The organism is Herbaspirillum sp. 3R11 (assembly GCF_004563925.1).
Lineage (GTDB): Bacteria > Pseudomonadota > Gammaproteobacteria > Burkholderiales > Burkholderiaceae_D > Herbaspirillum.
In genome coordinates, this window is sequence record NZ_SPNJ01000004.1 from 375,605 (window position 1) to 391,152 (window position 15,548).

General features: G+C 63.0%; 13 protein-coding genes. 4 read left to right on the top strand and 9 right to left on the bottom strand.

All coding sequences use genetic code 11. The features are described from left to right. Positions 1–382 precede the first annotated feature (382 nt). The 5 genes from E4P32_RS18625 to E4P32_RS18645 all read right to left on the bottom strand — a co-directional run bounded on the left by E4P32_RS18625 (position 383) and on the right by E4P32_RS18645 (position 7,012). Positions 383–2,566 carry an adenylate/guanylate cyclase domain-containing protein gene (locus E4P32_RS18625; protein ID WP_233526740.1) on the bottom strand — a complete coding sequence of 728 codons (2,184 nt, stop codon included), beginning with the start codon at positions 2,564–2,566 and terminating at the stop codon, positions 383–385. A gap of 189 nt (positions 2,567–2,755) precedes the next feature. Further along, the gene (locus E4P32_RS18630; protein WP_116435787.1) at positions 2,756–4,006 is read right to left on the bottom strand and encodes an Hsp70 family protein; all 1,251 of its coding nucleotides are present in this window, start codon (positions 4,004–4,006) and stop codon (positions 2,756–2,758) included. A gap of 160 nt (positions 4,007–4,166) precedes the next feature. Beyond that, complete coding sequence (locus tag E4P32_RS18635) at positions 4,167–5,513, bottom strand: ATP-binding protein (protein WP_167735732.1); 1,347 nt, start codon at positions 5,511–5,513, stop codon at positions 4,167–4,169. After that, entirely contained in the window at positions 5,510–6,208 is a 699-nt protein-coding gene (locus E4P32_RS18640; RefSeq protein WP_116435788.1) for a response regulator transcription factor, read from the bottom strand. The genes E4P32_RS18635 and E4P32_RS18640 overlap by 4 nt, the downstream gene beginning before the upstream one ends. 9 nt (positions 6,209–6,217) lie before the next feature. After that, positions 6,218–7,012, bottom strand: coding sequence for a MipA/OmpV family protein (locus tag E4P32_RS18645; RefSeq protein WP_116435789.1), 795 nt, complete (start codon positions 7,010–7,012; stop codon positions 6,218–6,220). Between the two features lie 226 nt (positions 7,013–7,238). Between E4P32_RS18645 and E4P32_RS18650 the strand changes: the two genes are divergently transcribed. From E4P32_RS18650 to E4P32_RS18660, 3 genes are all read left to right on the top strand, one after another. Then, entirely contained in the window at positions 7,239–7,619 is a 381-nt protein-coding gene (locus tag E4P32_RS18650) for a hypothetical protein (RefSeq protein WP_116435790.1), read from the top strand. Between the two features lie 111 nt (positions 7,620–7,730). After that, positions 7,731–7,964 carry a hypothetical protein gene (locus E4P32_RS18655; protein ID WP_116435791.1) on the top strand — a complete coding sequence of 78 codons (234 nt, stop codon included), beginning with the start codon at positions 7,731–7,733 and terminating at the stop codon, positions 7,962–7,964. A gap of 206 nt (positions 7,965–8,170) precedes the next feature. Next, positions 8,171–9,715, top strand: a complete 1,545-nt coding sequence (locus tag E4P32_RS18660; RefSeq protein ID WP_116435792.1) for a methyl-accepting chemotaxis protein — start codon at positions 8,171–8,173, stop codon at positions 9,713–9,715. Positions 9,716–9,762: 47 nt separating this feature from the next. Here the strand turns inward: E4P32_RS18660 and E4P32_RS18665 are convergent, their stop codons facing one another. Beyond that, positions 9,763–10,209, bottom strand: a complete 447-nt coding sequence (locus E4P32_RS18665; protein ID WP_116435793.1) for an Lrp/AsnC family transcriptional regulator — start codon at positions 10,207–10,209, stop codon at positions 9,763–9,765. A 132-nt stretch (positions 10,210–10,341) separates the two neighbouring features. Between E4P32_RS18665 and E4P32_RS18670 the strand changes: the two genes are divergently transcribed. Beyond that, entirely contained in the window at positions 10,342–11,232 is an 891-nt protein-coding gene (locus E4P32_RS18670) for a DMT family transporter (RefSeq protein ID WP_116435794.1), read from the top strand. Here E4P32_RS18670 and E4P32_RS18675 read toward each other — a convergent pair. The 3 genes from E4P32_RS18675 to E4P32_RS18685 form a co-directional block, all read right to left on the bottom strand. Beyond that, complete coding sequence (locus E4P32_RS18675; RefSeq protein ID WP_116435795.1) at positions 11,229–12,119, bottom strand: IclR family transcriptional regulator C-terminal domain-containing protein; 891 nt, start codon at positions 12,117–12,119, stop codon at positions 11,229–11,231. The two genes, E4P32_RS18670 and E4P32_RS18675, sit on opposite strands and share 4 nt — an antisense overlap. An 84-nt stretch (positions 12,120–12,203) precedes the next feature. After that, positions 12,204–13,763 carry an AMP-binding protein gene (locus E4P32_RS18680; protein ID WP_116436032.1) on the bottom strand — a complete coding sequence of 520 codons (1,560 nt, stop codon included), beginning with the start codon at positions 13,761–13,763 and terminating at the stop codon, positions 12,204–12,206. 31 nt (positions 13,764–13,794) lie between these two features. Further along, on the bottom strand, positions 13,795–15,546 hold the full coding sequence (locus E4P32_RS18685; RefSeq protein WP_116435796.1) for an ABC transporter permease subunit: 1,752 nt from the start codon (positions 15,544–15,546) through the stop codon (positions 13,795–13,797). Positions 15,547–15,548: the final 2 nt, after the last annotated feature.

The window sequence follows — 15,548 nt, forward strand, 5'->3', positions numbered from 1 at the left end:
TATGCCATGCACACGTAAAACCGCCGGGTGCTTGCGCACGCAGCAATTCAGCGACAGAGACTATCCAGTGGAGAGAAATATGATGCGAAGGCGATCGTCATCGCCGCATCCGTAGCGCCTGCGCGTTTGTTTTTCTTTTTACGCGCGCTGCCCGATCCTGCGACGAAAACCGCCATCTGAGCGCCACCCACCCCGACGGCGCTACATACCGGCAAGTATAAGATTGCGTCTATTGCCTGTCGACAAAAATCGCGCATATTCGGTATGCGTTTTCGCTTAACTTACAACGCCCTGCTGCTTTAATTTCCACATGGAAATTTAATATGGTGTTTTGCCTCGAAACGCGTGTCCCGGGCGGCATTCGCGCCGCCCGGGAACGTTGTTATTTTGTCTCGAAGGTGGTCACGCCGTCCCAATCCGCCGGCAACGGATGCTCACGGAAATAGGCGATGCGTTGCAGGTAGAGATCGTACAAACCGTGCGCGCTTTCTTGCTGCAAGGCAAGGATTGCCTGTTCGGCCTGATCCCATTGTTGCTGGCGCACCAGCGCCAATGCCGCCGTCCATTTGTCGAGCGAAGCGCGTTGCGCAGATGTCAGTTCGCTATCCAGTCCCAGCGGTTCGAAAATCGGCACCGGTTCGTTCTTGCCTTTGACGCGCACGCGGTCCAGTTCGCGGTAGGCGAACTCGGGTGCGGCATCGCGCGTTGCCAGGCCGACCAGCACACCGACACCGTAGACCTTGGTGATCGATTCCAGGCGCGACGACAGATTGACGGCGTCGCCCATCACCGTGTACGCCTTGCGGATCTTCGAGCCCATGTCGCCCACGCGCATGTTGCCGGTGTTGAGGCCGATGCCGATCTTCAGCGGCGGCCAGTTGCGCTTAGCGAATTCTTCGTTGAGGACCAGGCAGCTTTGCTGCATTTTCAGCGCCGTCGTCACCGCGCGCGCAGCGTGGTCGGGCAACTCGATCGGCGCACCCCAGAACGCCATCACGGCATCGCCGATGTACTTGTCGAGCGTGCCGCGATTGCCGCGAATGTCTTCCGACATGGCGGTCAGGTAGGCGTTGATGTACTCGCGCAATTCATTGGGCTGGAGGCCTTCCGAGATCGTGGTGAAGCCGCGCACGTCGGAGAACATCACGGTCAGTTCGCGGCTCTCGCCTTCCATGTTGTAGCTGGCCGGGTTCGCCGCCATTTCGGCGACCAGTTCCGGCGCGACGTATTCGCCGAACAGGTTGACGATGGCGCGGCGGTTGCGGTATTCGAACAGGTAGCCCCAGCCCAGATTGCAGATGAACAGCGCCGCGATCAGCAGCAAGGCGGTGGCCATCGGCAGCACCAGCCCGGCGCTGTCATACAGCCAGAAGTTGAGCGCGCCGATGCCGACCGCCGTGCCCGACGCCAGCAGGATCGACCATAGCGGTCCCAGCAACGGCAGCAGCAGGCCAAGCACCAGGCCGATCACGAGGATCTGCACGAGGTCGAAGCCGATGGCGAATTCCGGGCGCTGCTTGAAGTCGCCGTCGAGGATGGAGGCGATGATGTTGGCGTGGATTTCCACACCGGGATAGTTCGGGCTCACCGGGGTGGCCCGCAAATCGTACAGGCCCGGCACCGTGGTGCCGACCAGCAGGACGCGGCCGGCCAGGTCGTTCTTGGGAATGCGGCCCTTTAGGATGTCGACCGCCGGCACGTAACGGAACGCGCCGCCGTGCACGCCGCCGCGACCGCGGTAGGTCACCAGCGTGGTCAGGTGGCGTTCGACCGGGATGAAGGTCGGGCGCGGTTTGGTGTCGAGCGCGATCGATTCAAGCGCACCGTAGTCGCGCAGCTGCTGGTCCGACATTACTGCATCCTGCTGCAGGAAGATCGGCTTCATGCGCGTGGCGCCGAGCGCTGAACGGGCGCTGGCCAGCGCCAGCGATTCGTAGAAGTTGTCGCCTACTTGCGCAATCAGCGGTACGCGGCGGATCAGGCCGTCGTTATCGAGCAAGGGATTGAAGAAGCCGCCGGCTTCGGCCGCCTCCTGCAGCTGTGGCAAGTTGGCGCCGTAGGCTTTCCAGTTGGTGACGTCGAGACGGCGACCGCCGAGGCTGGCCAGCGTAAACACCGGTTTCGGCAACTGGCCTTTGGCGATGGCGTCGGGTTCATTGGACAGGTTGTAGCCCATCACCACCGGGCGGCCCTGAATGGCGGCAGCCATGCGCGCGTCGAAATCGAGTTTGGATTTGAGCGTCAGCAATTGCTGGCCGAATTGCGGCAGGCCCTTGAGTTCACTATGGGCCAGGCTCTCCAGGGTGGCGTAGCCGGAGCTGTTGTCGGGTTCGGCGAACACCACGTCGAAGGCGACGGTCTGCGCTTCGTAGCTGTCGGTCATCTTGCTGATGAGGGCGGCGACGACGTCGCGGCTCCACGGCCAGCGACCGACTTCGGCGATGCTCTTCTCGTCGATGTCGACGATGATGATGCGCGGATCGGTTTCCACTTTGGCGATGCGCATGCGCATGTCGTAGAAGAACAGATCAATGCGCTCGGTCAGGAACGCCGGCAGCATGCCCATCACCTGCCCGCCCGCCAGTAGCGTCAGCACCAGCGCCAACGACCAGCGCGCACCATGTTTTGCAAAGAGACGACGCACGGCTTTCCCCTGAGAATATTTTGTTGCGATGATGCCAGCACTACCGGCGAATCACAACGGAATTCCGTATACGGGAAGCGGCGTCAGCGCGCCGTCAGTGGCAGAAACCGATCAAGAGAATTTCCGCACGGCATCTAAAGCGAGGCCGGCGCCGATGCTGCCGAACAAATCGCCTTCGACTTGTTTGGCATTCGGCACCAGCGCGGCGATGCGCTTGCGCAGCAGGTGCACGCCGCTGGAGCCGCCGGTGAAGAACACCGAATCGATGGCGTCGGCCTTCACGCCGGCGTCGGCCAGCAGCTTGCCGACGGTCTGCTCGACCGACTCCACCAGATGGTCGATGCTGGCGTCGAAACCGGCGCGGCTCAGTTGCAGCGTCTCGGGCGGACGCAGGCGGTCGAGCTCGAGCGTGAAGGTTTCATCCGCCGACAGGCCGATCTTGGCCGCTTCCACCTGCAGCGCCAGCCAGTGGCCTGCGCGCTGTTCGACCAGGTCGAGCAGGCGCGCGAACTTGTCGCGCTCGGCGACTTCGCGGTAGACGTCCTGCAATTGCTGCCAGGCCTTGCGCGTGTAGATCAGGTTGATGGTGTGCCAGGTCGCCAGGTTGAAGTAGTAGCTCGACGGCACTTCGCTGTTGCTGGTCAGCTTGCTGCCGAGACCGAGCAATGGCATGACGCTGGACAGGCTCAGGTATTTATCGAAGTCGGTGCCGCCGACGTGCACGCCACCGGTGGCGAGGATGTCGTCGAGGCGGTCAGTCTTTTTGGCGCGCTCGGGCGACAGGCGCACCAGCGAAAAGTCCGAGGTGCCGCCGCCGATGTCGGCGATCAGCACCAGTTCTTCGCGATCGATGGTGGATTCGTAGTCGAAGGCAGCGGCGATCGGTTCGTACTGGAAGGCGATGTGCTTGAAGCCGACTGCACGTGCGATTTCTTCGAGCGTGTCTTGCGCCAACTGATCGGCCTCGGCGTTGTCGTCGACGAAGTGCACCGGACGACCCAGCACCACGCTGTCGAAGCGACGGCCGGCGGCGCGTTCGCCGCGCTGCTTGAGTTCACCGATGAATTGCGACAGCAAGGCGCGGAACGGCAGCGCACGGCCGCCCACTTCAGTCTGGCCGTCGATCATGCCCGAGCCGAGCAGGCTCTTGAGCGAACGCATGAGCCGGCCCTCGTAGCCGGCCAGGTAGGTCGACAACGCGGCACGGCCGTAGCTGAATTCATTTTCATCGGCGTTGAAGAACACCACCGACGGCAACGTCATCTTGCCGTCTTCGAGCGCGAGCAAGGAAGGTTGTCCCTGCCGGCTCCAGCCCATCGTGGAATTGGAAGTGCCGAAATCCACGCCGCAAGCGTCTGACATGCTTATCCCTGCTTTTTTGCAAAGGCGCGATGATATAGAAAAGCACGGCGCGTGTCTGTAGTAAAGCGGATACCGGAGGCGCGGCTTTTCGCAATGCGGGAAATATTATGCAAACGACAATGAAATGACTGCAAAAGCAGCCAAAGAGGACGTCTGATCCTCAGACTGCCGCGGCCTTGAAGTTGATCCGGAAACGCGCGCCCGGCCCGGCGTTCTCAGCCTGCAGCGTCCAGCCATGGGCATGGGCGATCTCCTCGCAGATGGACAAACCCAGCCCGGCGCCTTCGTCGCGCCGATGCGCGCCGCGCCAGAAGCGTTTGAACAATTGCGGCATGGCGTCGGCCGCAATGCCGTCGCCGTAGTCGCGCACGGCGACGCCACGTACGCTGACGTCGACATCGACGGCGCTACCGGGCGGCGCGTGATGCACGGCATTTTCGATCAGGTTGCGCATCAGCACGAACAGCGCGCCGCGGTCGGCCGCGATCATTACCGGTTCTTCGTTGGCCGGGCCGACGATATGCACTTCGCGTTGTTGCGCCAGGCGCTCCAGTTGCGCGGAGGCTTCCGCGGCGATGTCCTTGAGGTCGATCTGTTCCATCACGTAATTCTGGCGTTCGCTGGCTTCGGCCAGATGCAGCAACTGATGCACCTGACGCGCCATGTGGTCGAGGTCGCGCAGCAAGGCGCCGCGGTCGCCGCGCTCATCCAGCTCGATCTGGCCGCGCATCAGTGCCAGCGGCGTCTTCAGCTCGTGCGCGGCGGTGGCGAGGAATTCACGCTGCACCCGATAGCCGTCCTCGAGCCGTTGCAATGCCAGGTTGAAGGCGTTGAACAGCGGCGTCAGTTCGCTCGGCACGTCTTCCAGCGACAAGCGTGCCGACAGGTTGTCGACCTGGATCTGCCCGGCGGCGGCGGAAGCCTTGCGCAGCGGCTTCAGGGCGCGATGCAAGGTGGCCACCACGATCAGGCTGAACAGCAGCATGGCGACAACGGCGACGGCAATGGCGATCTTCTGTGCTTTTTCGCTGTCGCTGCCGACCATGATCCGTTGCATGCGCTCGCTGCGCATCAGCTGCACGTAGAAGGTGCGATCGTCATGCGTGAAAGGCACGGTCAGGACTTGTTGTCCTTCGCCGTTGCTGACCACGCGGAAGCGGCTGCGCTGCGGATCGAAGTTCTCGCCGGCGGGTGTATAGGCTGTGACGGCGTGGTCCGACGACAGCAAGGCGACGCCGCTCTGATCGACCACACGATAGGCGGCATCCTGCAACAGCACGGAATAGATCGCCGTCATTTTCTGATTCAACTTGACGCTGTCGGGCACGCCGGCGGCATTGAAATGGACGCCTGCGACGATGCGCGCCGCATTGTGCTCCAGATCCAGATTGATCAGCATGTCCGGGCCCCAGCGCAACAATACGGCCAACACCAATACGACGATGCCGCTGATGCAGCTCAGTGCGATGGCCGTCGTGGTCAGCAGCCTTGAAGAAAGACTCTTCATGATGGCGCCTGCTCCGGCTTTGCGGCATCGAGCAAGGCATAGCCGTGGCCGCGGATGTTGCTGATCTGCAGCGGCGATTCAATCGCCGCGAGTTTGCGCCGCAGCCGATGCAGCGCGACGTCGAGTGCGTTCGGCGTGACCGGCTCCGACAAACCCCAGGCCGCCGCTTCCAGCGCGGTACGCCGCACAGATTTTCCCGCAGCGCGCACCAGCGCCAGCATCAGTTGCAATTCGGCGGCGGCCAGCGACACCGACTCGTCACCCTGTCGCATGCAGGCGGCATCGGGCTCGATACGCAGGCCGGCGAATTCAGGCGAGAGGCTTTGCAGCTGGGCGGGACGGCGCATCAGCGCACGCACGCGCGCCACCATTTCTTCCATGGAAAAAGGCTTGGGCAGGTAATCGTCGGCGCCGGCTTCGAGACCGGCCACGCGATCATGCAAGGCGTCGCGCGCGGTCAGCATCAGGCACGGCGTGAGCACGCCGCGTGCGCGCAACTGCCTCACCAGGTCGAGGCCGTCGCCGTCCGGCACATTGCGGTCCAGCACCAGCACCGGATACGCCATCTGCGTGCAGCCGGCGGCGGCGTGCGCGATGGTGGCGTAAATATCGGTCTCGATGCCGGCCGCAGCCAGCGCCTTCGCAATCAGCGCCGCCATGCGTTCATGATCTTCCAGCAGCGCGATGCGATTCATTACCGGTCCTCAGAATTTATACACATACCCCAGCCGCAGCGACGGCGAGGTGGAACGATCAACCAGCGGACTATCGGTGATGCCGCTGCCGTAATGCGTGACACCGAGGTCGAGGAACACCGACTGCGCCGTGGTCAGGCTGTAGTCGGCGCGCACCCCGGCATCGACGTTGGCGGTCGACTTGCCGTTGTAGGCCGCGCGGGTGGAGGTGGCTTCCGACGACTTCACGCCATAGTAATAGTTGACGTATTCGTTGTTCATCCATGTCACGCCCAGATGCGGCGTCAGGCGCACGCTGCCGGTCGTGAAGCCGCGCTCGGCGCCCAGTTTAACCGTTTGGCCGTTGCTGTTGCCGGCGGCCTTGAGCCACTCCAGCGTGAACTTGGCGAACGGCGCGCGCCAGGTCGCCGTGCCGCCCAGATGGAAACCGTCCTTGCGCTCGTCCATACCGTTCAGGACAGGCGCGTCGCCCGACTTGTAGCCGTCATTGGCATATTTGGCGCGCAAGGTGAAATCAAACTGGCCGACGCTGCCGAGCTTGAAGTCGACAGCCGGGCCGGCGACGCGGAAGTACGCGCCGTTGTACAGAAGGATGGGCAACGCCGAGGTCTTGGTGCCGTAGCCGCGATACAGGCTGCGCGAGAAGCCGGCGCCGATGCCGACGCCCCAGCCCGGCTCCTGCTTGCCGGCGACGTCAGTGCCGGCGGTGGCGTCTTGCGTTGCGGTTTGTGCGGACGCTGCGTAAGCGGCGCCGAGGGTGACGCCCAAAACGATGGCGCGAAGGACAACTGTGGTGTGCCGCATGAGAACTCCCGGGGAGAGTGGTGAATGAAATGCACCACGATCATCGAAAACTCCCGGAAATCGTGGTGGATGGAATGCGCCACGATCATCGGGCAGGCCGACTTACCAGTTACTTACCGGGCCTTTCGCCTGTTTCTCCAAGGGAAGCATTCCAACATACCTCTCAGGATTTCTCCGATATGGCATGGCAGAAATGTCAATTAAAGTTAAATCAAAGGGAGGGGAAATGATGACCAAACAAACCTGTTCATTCGCACTGCTCATGCTGGCAATCGGCATGCAACTTCACCTGAGCCACGGTCCGCGCGCAGCGGGGACGGGCCAGCTGGGTGCGTCGGCGATGGTGGCGGAACGCTGCCGGATCGACTTCAGCGAAGGCAGCGCGGACTACTTCGAGACCTGCAACAGCGTACAGGTTGCAGCGACCGAACGCGCGAAAAACGTGCTCGGCGAAATCGTCGCGGTGGCGGCGTCGGCCGATCCCTATTATCTGGATCGCGATCCCGAATCGGCAAGCATGGCCAGACCGGCCACGTCAGTCCCTGGCATGGCGTCCGCCGGCGGCGACCGCAGCAAGGCGCCGCGCGTCGTCACCATCAACTATTGACCAAGCTCTGGTTACCGGCCGCATTGCGCGGGCCGGCCAATTCCGTAGTACCGTTAAATGGCACGCCGGGGCCACGGCGCACATTACCGCACGGCACTCCAGAGACCAGCCATGAACAAGAACGTGATCCTCAGCATCGAAGACGACAGCGGCATGCATTGCGTCGACTTCATCGAAAACGACGACGGCAGCTTCAGCTACAAGGCGTTTCGCAAGGATCCTGAAGACGAAGGGAAATGGACGCTGACGGCGGACTACTCGGCGACGCGCTTCGCCACGCAGCCGGAGGCCTTCGAGTCGGCCGGCCGGCGCATGCCATGGCTGGCGGCCTTTCTGCCGTCCTGATCCTGAAAAAAGGAACGGAGCTCCGTTCCGGCGGAGCTTTTTTACGTGCATGGTGCATAACTTGCTGCGCCTATTGAAAAAATAGTGCCATACACGAGAAATATTTCAACGTAATGACAACAAGCTTTCATACAATACAAGCTCACAACAACGCCAACGACCAGGTCGCAGTCGGCGGCTGAATCACCACCACGGGGGGAAGCATCTTGAAGCTCAGCACCAGAATCGTTCTTTTATGCGCACCGACTTTGCTCGGCATCGTGATCATCGCGATGGTCTCGCTCAACACCCTGAAGAACACCATGCTGGAAGAACGCACCGCGCAGCTGTCGCTGCTGGTGACGCTGGCCGACGCTTCGCTGAACAAGATCTACGCGCTCGAGCAATCCGGCAAGATGACGCGCGAACAGGCGCAGGCGCAAGCCAAGCTCATCATCGGCAGCTTCGCCAAGGATCAGAACTACTTCTTCGTGCGCGGCTACACCGACGACGTCAATTATGTCCATCCGAACCCCAAGCGCGTCGGCATCCAGGACAAGACCGCGCGCGCCGATGGCGACCGCTACCGCGCAGCGCTGGCCGGACATGACATCGGCATCCTGCAGGCCGAAGGCACGCGTCCCAACACGGTGGAAAAAGTGCAGAAACTGTATGCCGTCATCAAGTTCGCGCCGTGGGACTGGACCGTCGGCTTCGGCGCCTACATCGACGACATCAACACCCAGTTCTATCGCAACGCCCTGATCCTGCTGCTGATCGGCGGCACGCTGATGGCGGTGATCGGCGTCATCGCCTATCTCACGCTGCGCACCGTCATGAGACAGCTGGGCGGCGAACCGGCCGACGCCATGGGCGTGGTCGACCGCATCTCGCAAGGCGATCTGTCGACCCCCATCGCCCTGCGCAAGAACGACCGCCACAGCCTGCTGCTGTCGATCCGCTCGATGCGCGACAATCTGTCGAAGATCGTCAGCGGCGTACGCAGCGGCACCGACACCATCGCTACCGCCTCCAGCCAGATCGCGGCCGGCAACCTCGACCTGTCGTCGCGCACCGAACAGCAAGCCGGCGCCCTCGAAGAAACCGCCTCCGCGATGGAGCAGCTCACCTCGATCGTGCGCCAGAACGCCGACAACGCCAAGCAAGCCAACCAGCTCGCCATCTCCGCCTCGGGCGTGGCGGTCGACGGCGGCGCAGTGATCGGCCAGGTAGTAGACACCATGGAAGAAATCAACGCTTCCTCACGCAAGATCGTCGACATCATCGCGGTGATCGACGGCATCGCGTTCCAGACCAACATCCTGGCCTTGAACGCCGCAGTGGAAGCGGCGCGCGCCGGCGAACAGGGCCGTGGCTTTGCCGTGGTCGCATCGGAAGTGCGCACACTGGCGCAACGCAGCGCCGGTGCGGCAAAGGAAATCAAGGCGCTGATCGAGGACTCGGTCGGCAAGGTCGACATCGGCAGCAAGCTGGTCGAGCGTGCCGGCGTCACCATGCAAGACATCGTCACCAGCGTCAAACATGTGTCGGACGTGGTCGCGGAAATCAGCGCGGCGACGCAGGAGCAAAGCTCAGGCATCGAAGAAGTCAATCGCGCCATCAACCAGATGGATGAAGTCACGCAGCAGAACGCCGCGCTGGTGGAGCAGGCTGCAGCAGCGGCCGCGTCGATGCAGGAACAGGCCGCCAACCTGGCGCAACTGGTCAGCGTGTTCGTGCTGGCGGAAGAAAGCAGCGCTGTGCACGCCTGATCGCTGCAAAGCATTCCGGACTGCAGTTATGCGGTCCGGGAGCATCCTCACTCTCCGCCAGACAGCGGCGGCAACCTGCGCTTGAGCGGCGTGCTCTTGATGATCGCCGTATTGGTCTGCGCGCTGGCCGCGAAGCGGTCCAGCACCAGGTCCAGCTCCGGCAGCGTGCGCACCAGCAGCCGCGCAATGTAGCAATCCTCTCCCGTGACCTTGTCGCATTCGGTGAATTCCGGCGTTGCCAGGATTTGCCGCTCGACCGCGTGCAGCTGCCCCGGCAAGGGGCGGATACGCACGATGGCCTGGATCTGGTAACCCAGCGCATGCGTGTCGATGTCTATCGTGTAGGCGGTCAGGATGCCGCGCTCTTCCAGCCGTTTGAGACGTTCGGTCACGCTCGGCGCCGACAGGCCGCTGGCCTGCGCCAGGGCCTTCAGCGAGGCGCGCGCATCCGCCGCGAGCAGCTGGATCAACTTCTTGTCGATATGGTCGAGCATCTTTTCTTTACTCCTGAATGCCGGTAAACACCATCAATAATAAAGGCCGAATCCAGCTTTTGCCTAATTTAATGCATGGAGTCCGCGCCCCCGGTCCGGCACAATATCGGCTTCTGCATACGGGGAATGTCCATGGAAAAAAACATCAGGCGCGGCGCGCTCGAAATGACCGGCGCCATGCTGATTTCGGGCAGCATCGGCTGGTTCGTGCTGGCGTCGGGAATGTCGGTGCTCAACGTGGTGTTCTGGCGCTGCGTGTTCGGCACGCTGGCGCTGCTGGCGATCTGCGGCTGGCGCGGCTTGCTGCGGCGCGAGTTGATCAGCGCACGCGTGCTCGGCTGGGCCGCGCTGGGCGGCGTCGCCATCGTGTTCAACTGGGTGCTGCTGTTCGCCGCGTATTCCCATGCGTCCATCGCCATCGCGACGACGGTCTACAATACCCAGCCGCTGATGCTGGTGGTGCTCGGCGCCGTGCTGCTGCGCGAGCGCATCGCCGCCGACAAGCTGGTGTGGCTGGCGACCGGTTTCATCGGCATGCTGGTGATCGTCAATGCACGCGCGGACGCGGGTTACGCCAGCGGCAGTTATCTGGCGGGCGTGGCGCTGGCGCTCGGCGCGGCCTTCCTGTACGCGATCGCGGCGCTGATCGCCAAGCGCCTGAGCGGCACCCCGCCGCATCTGATCGCGCTGATCCAGGTTGCCGTGGGTATCGTGCTGCTGGCGCCGCTGGCGGATTTCTCCGCCCTGCCGCAGGGCTCGGGATGGAGCTATCTGATCGTCATGGGCATCGTCCACACCGGCGTGATGTATGTCTGGCTGTACGGCGCCATCCAGAAGCTGCCGACCGTGATCACCGGCACGCTGGCGTTCATCTATCCGGTGGCGGCGATTGCGGTTGATTGGGTGGCGTTCGGGCACCGGCTGCAGCTGCTGCAATGGTGCGGCGTCGCGGCGGTGCTGCTGGCGACGGCGGGCATGAGCCTGGGCTGGCGCGTACTTGGGCGCAAACGCGCAGGCGTCTAGCGTCCCTGGATGGAAATCGCGCGCGCCGCCAGCATCACCAGATCAGCATGGCGACGTTCGTCGCTCTCACCGTTCCAGCGCGCCGTGGTAACCGCCATGTTGACGGCGCCGAGCGCGCGACCCAGGCGAGAATCGCGGACCACTGCGGCGGTCGAAATATCGCCCAGAAAATATTCCTCGCGGATGTGCGCATAGCCCTGCTCGCGGAACTGCATCAGGCGCTGCTTGATCTGGCCACGGTCGGCAATGGTGAACGGCGTGTACATCTTGAGGTCGCTGCGGTCGAGGATGTCGTCGATCTCGGCGTCATCCAGCGTTGACATGATCGCCAGCCCCGAGGCCGTGCAATAGGCCGGCAGGCGCGTGCCGGTGACGACGTTGGGATTGAGCACGTTGCGGCTGACGATACGCTGCACGAACACCACGTCGGCGCCGTCGAGGATTGTCAGGTTGGTGGTCTCTTCGGTTTCCTGGCTCAGTTGCTGCAGATAGGGCGTGGCGCGACGCACCAGGTCGCTCGAGGTCAGGTAGTGATAGGCGAAGTTGAGCACTTTGGGCGCGAGCTCGTACTTGCGGACTTCGTCATCCTTGGTCAGGTAACCCAGTGTCATCAGCGTATAGGTGAAGCGTTGCGCCGTGCTGAGGTCGAAACCGGTCAGCGCGGCGATCTGCGACAGCGACAGCTGGCGCTGCTGGCCGTCGAAGGCCATCAGCACGCGCATGGATTTTTCCACCGAATTGACGTACAGCGGCGAGTTGATGCCGGTGTTGTCGGTCGCGGGCGCCGCCACGCCGGCTTCGTCAGTGTCGGCGGCAACTACCGCAGTAGCGCGCTTGGCCGGCTTGGCGCGCGTCTTGATTTCAGCGCCGTCGGTTTTCTTCGTCATAAGTTGGCTTGTCGGCTTGGTGGCTTGGTGGCTCTGCGGCGTGGACGGATAAAGGCCCGCGTGAAGGTTTGATTGAAAGAGCTATTATCGTCGTTCTGCCCGCACCGGGCTACTGTCCCACGCGGCGGCGAGGTCGGGCTTGAGCAGGTGCTTCTTGATGCGCTCGCTGAGCGTGGTCTCGAAACCGTCGGCCTGGACGTAATAGCGTGGCAGCTGGTAACTGGCCAGCTTCGATTTGGCCCAGTCCGCCAGCGCCGGGAAGCCAATCGCCTGCCCTTCCTTGTACTGCACGTAAAGCAGGATTTCCTGTTCGCCGATGTCGCCCGTGACACCCACTGCGGCGGCGGCGGCCACCGCCGGATGCATCACGAAGACGCGTTCGATTTCCCAGGCCGAGACGTTCTCGCCGCGCACACGCATGCTGTCGGTCTTGCGGCCGACGAAATACAGGTCGCCCTCCTCGTCCATGCGCGCCATGTCGCCGGTGTGCAGCTTGCCGCCCTGTAGTGCTTCGGCGCTGGCCTTGGGATTGTCCAGATAGCCCGGCAGGAAGCAGCCTTCGACATCGCTGGAGACCACCACCTGGCCGATCTCGCCGACCGGCGTCGGCATGCCGTCGGCATTGAGCAATTCCACCTTCAGCCACGGCAGCGCGCGACCGATCGATCCGACTTTGCCGCTGGTGTTGACGGTGGTAAAACTGGACCCTTCGGTCATGCCGTAGCACTCGCGCAGCGACAGTTTCAAGCGTGCCAGGATGCCGTTCCAGGCGCGCGGCGAAACGCCTGCGCCCCATGCCACGCGCAGCGTGTGATGCGGCGGTTGCACGGCCGGCGGCAGCTGCGTGAGGATGTCGAGGATGCCGCCGAGGTAGTGCAGATGCGTGGCCTGCGCCGCCTCGACCTGCTGCCAGAATTTGCTGGACGAGAAGCGCTCGACGATATGCAGTTCGGTCTGCTGCAGGAACGGCACCAGCAGCATCTGGGCGCCACCGATGTGGCACAGCGGCTCCCACACGAACATCCGATCGCCGGGACGCACGTCCGACACCAGCAGCGTGCCTTCGCTGGCGATGCGCATCATGCGATGCGTGAACACCACGCCCTTGGGTGCGCCGGTGGTGCCGGAGGTGTAGATCAGGCAAAGTGTCTCGAGTGGCGCGATGTCGGCGGCACGCGGACGCGGCTGTTCCGGCGCCGACATCTGGCCAGCGAATTCATCCAGCCACGCCAGCCGGTCCTGCAACTCTGGCAGCTCGGCTAGCGGCTCGGCGAAGCTGCGCTGGGCGATAAACAACGTGGGGGCGCAATGCCCCAGCAGGTAACTGATGCCGGGCGCCTTCAGACGCATGTTGACCGGCACCCACACCACGCCGCCCAGCATCAGCGCATAGATCAGCGCCATGTGGTCGAGGCCGTTTTCCAGCATCAGCGCGACGCGGTCGCCGCGGCGGATGCCGCGGGCGGCGAGGCGTTGCTGCATGGCGGCGACACGCACCGCCATCTCGGCGAAGGAAGTCCTGCGGCCATTGAAGACGATCAGCGTGCGGTCGCTGTTTTCAAGCAAGCCTTTGAGCAGCAGCGAAACGACGTCAAGCTGGTCGTCGCCGCAACGGGACGGGAAATAGTGTGTATAGCGATGCATGGCAGATTCGGAAGTATTCAGTAATTGTTGGTCAATGGACGGCATGCGTACGGCGACGCGCCATCTTGTAGAACGCCGGCAGCAGGACCAGCAACGCGATCACGATCACCATGACCAGCGACACCGCGGCCAAGGTCGGATTGACCTGCAGGATCATGTCGTCCCACATCTGTTTGGGCAGCGTGTTCTTCATGCCGCCGCTGACGAAAATCGCAATCGTCAGTTCATCGAAGGAAATGATGAACGCCATCTGCAGCGCCGCCGCCACGCTGCCGATCATCATCGGCAACTGGATCGTGCGCAGCCGGGCGAACGCCGATGCGCCGAGGATCCGGGCTGCGTCGTCGAGGCGCCAGTCAAAACGCTTGAGCGCCGCCGCCATGGTGACCACCACATACGGGATCGCCAGCACGGTGTGGCCGATGGTCAGGCCGAGGTCGGTGCCGACCAGGCCCATCCGCGAGAACAGATAGAACAAGCCGACCGCCACCACGATACGCGGCACGATCAGCGGCGCCAGCAGAAAGGCGAACACCGGTTTGGTCCAGCGCGGCGGCAGACGCGTCAGCGCCAGTGCTGCGCCGATGCCGAGCGCGGTTGACGCCAGCGCGGTGACGATGGCGACGCCGAACGAACGCAGGAACGAGGCCTGCCATACTGGCGAAAAGATGAAGGCTTCAAACCAGCGCAGGCTGAAACCCTGCGGCGGAAACGACAGGAACGGCGAATTTGTGAAGGCGATCGGGAACACCACCACGATCGGCAGCGACAGCAGCGCCACCGCGAGCACGCTGTACAGCTTCAATCCCTTCACCTTTTGCAGCACCGGGCCGGTCGCGCCGTAGCCATTGCCGCACAGGCGGCCGATGCCGATCAACAGCGCAGTGGTAGCGGCCGAGCTGTTCTTCTTCGGCGCCGCGCGCGCATCGCCGCTGAGCGAAGACAAACCCACCAGCTTGTCGTACAGGATGAACACCGCCACCGCAAAGATCAGCAGGATGGTCGACAGCGCCGCCGCATAGGGCAGATTGAACAGATCATTGATCGCCGAGATCACCAGCTGCGCGACCATGGTTTCCTTGGGCGTGCCGAGCAGCGCCGGCAGGATGAAGAAGCCCAGGCTGGTGATGAACACCAGCAGACCCGCCGCCGCGATGCCGGGTCCGGCCATCGGCAGGAAGACCGAGAAGAAGGCAATCGATCGATTGGCGCCCAGCGTCTCCGCCGCTTGCAGCAGTTGCGCGTTGACGCCGCGCATGATCGGCAACATGTTGATCACCGCCAGCGGCAACATGGCGTGCACCATGCCGATCATCACGCCCATCATCGACGGCGCCAGCGCATGCGGATCGTCGACCAGGCCGAGGCTGGCGGCCAGCGTCAGCAGGATGCCGGTCTTCGACAGCATCAGGATCCAGGCGAAGGTCTTGACCAGGTAGCTGGTCCAGAACGGCACCATGATCCAGATCATCCAACGCTCGCGGAAGCGATCGCTCAACTGGCTCAGGAAATACGCCACCGGAAAACCCAGCGCCACCGACAGCAGCGCCGTCAGTCCTGAGATCAGGAAGGTGTTGCCGAGTACCTTGGCGAACACCAGGTCATTGGTCATGCGGCGGAACTGGTCAAGCGTGGCGTGACCGTCGGCGTTGACGATGCCGGTCTGCAGGATCTCGACCACCGGCACGCAGAAGAAGCAGATCAGGAACACGAAGCACGGCAAGGCGGGCAGCCACGCACGCAGCGATTTTTTCGCCGCGCTCGGAAGGAAGGAACTGGACATGG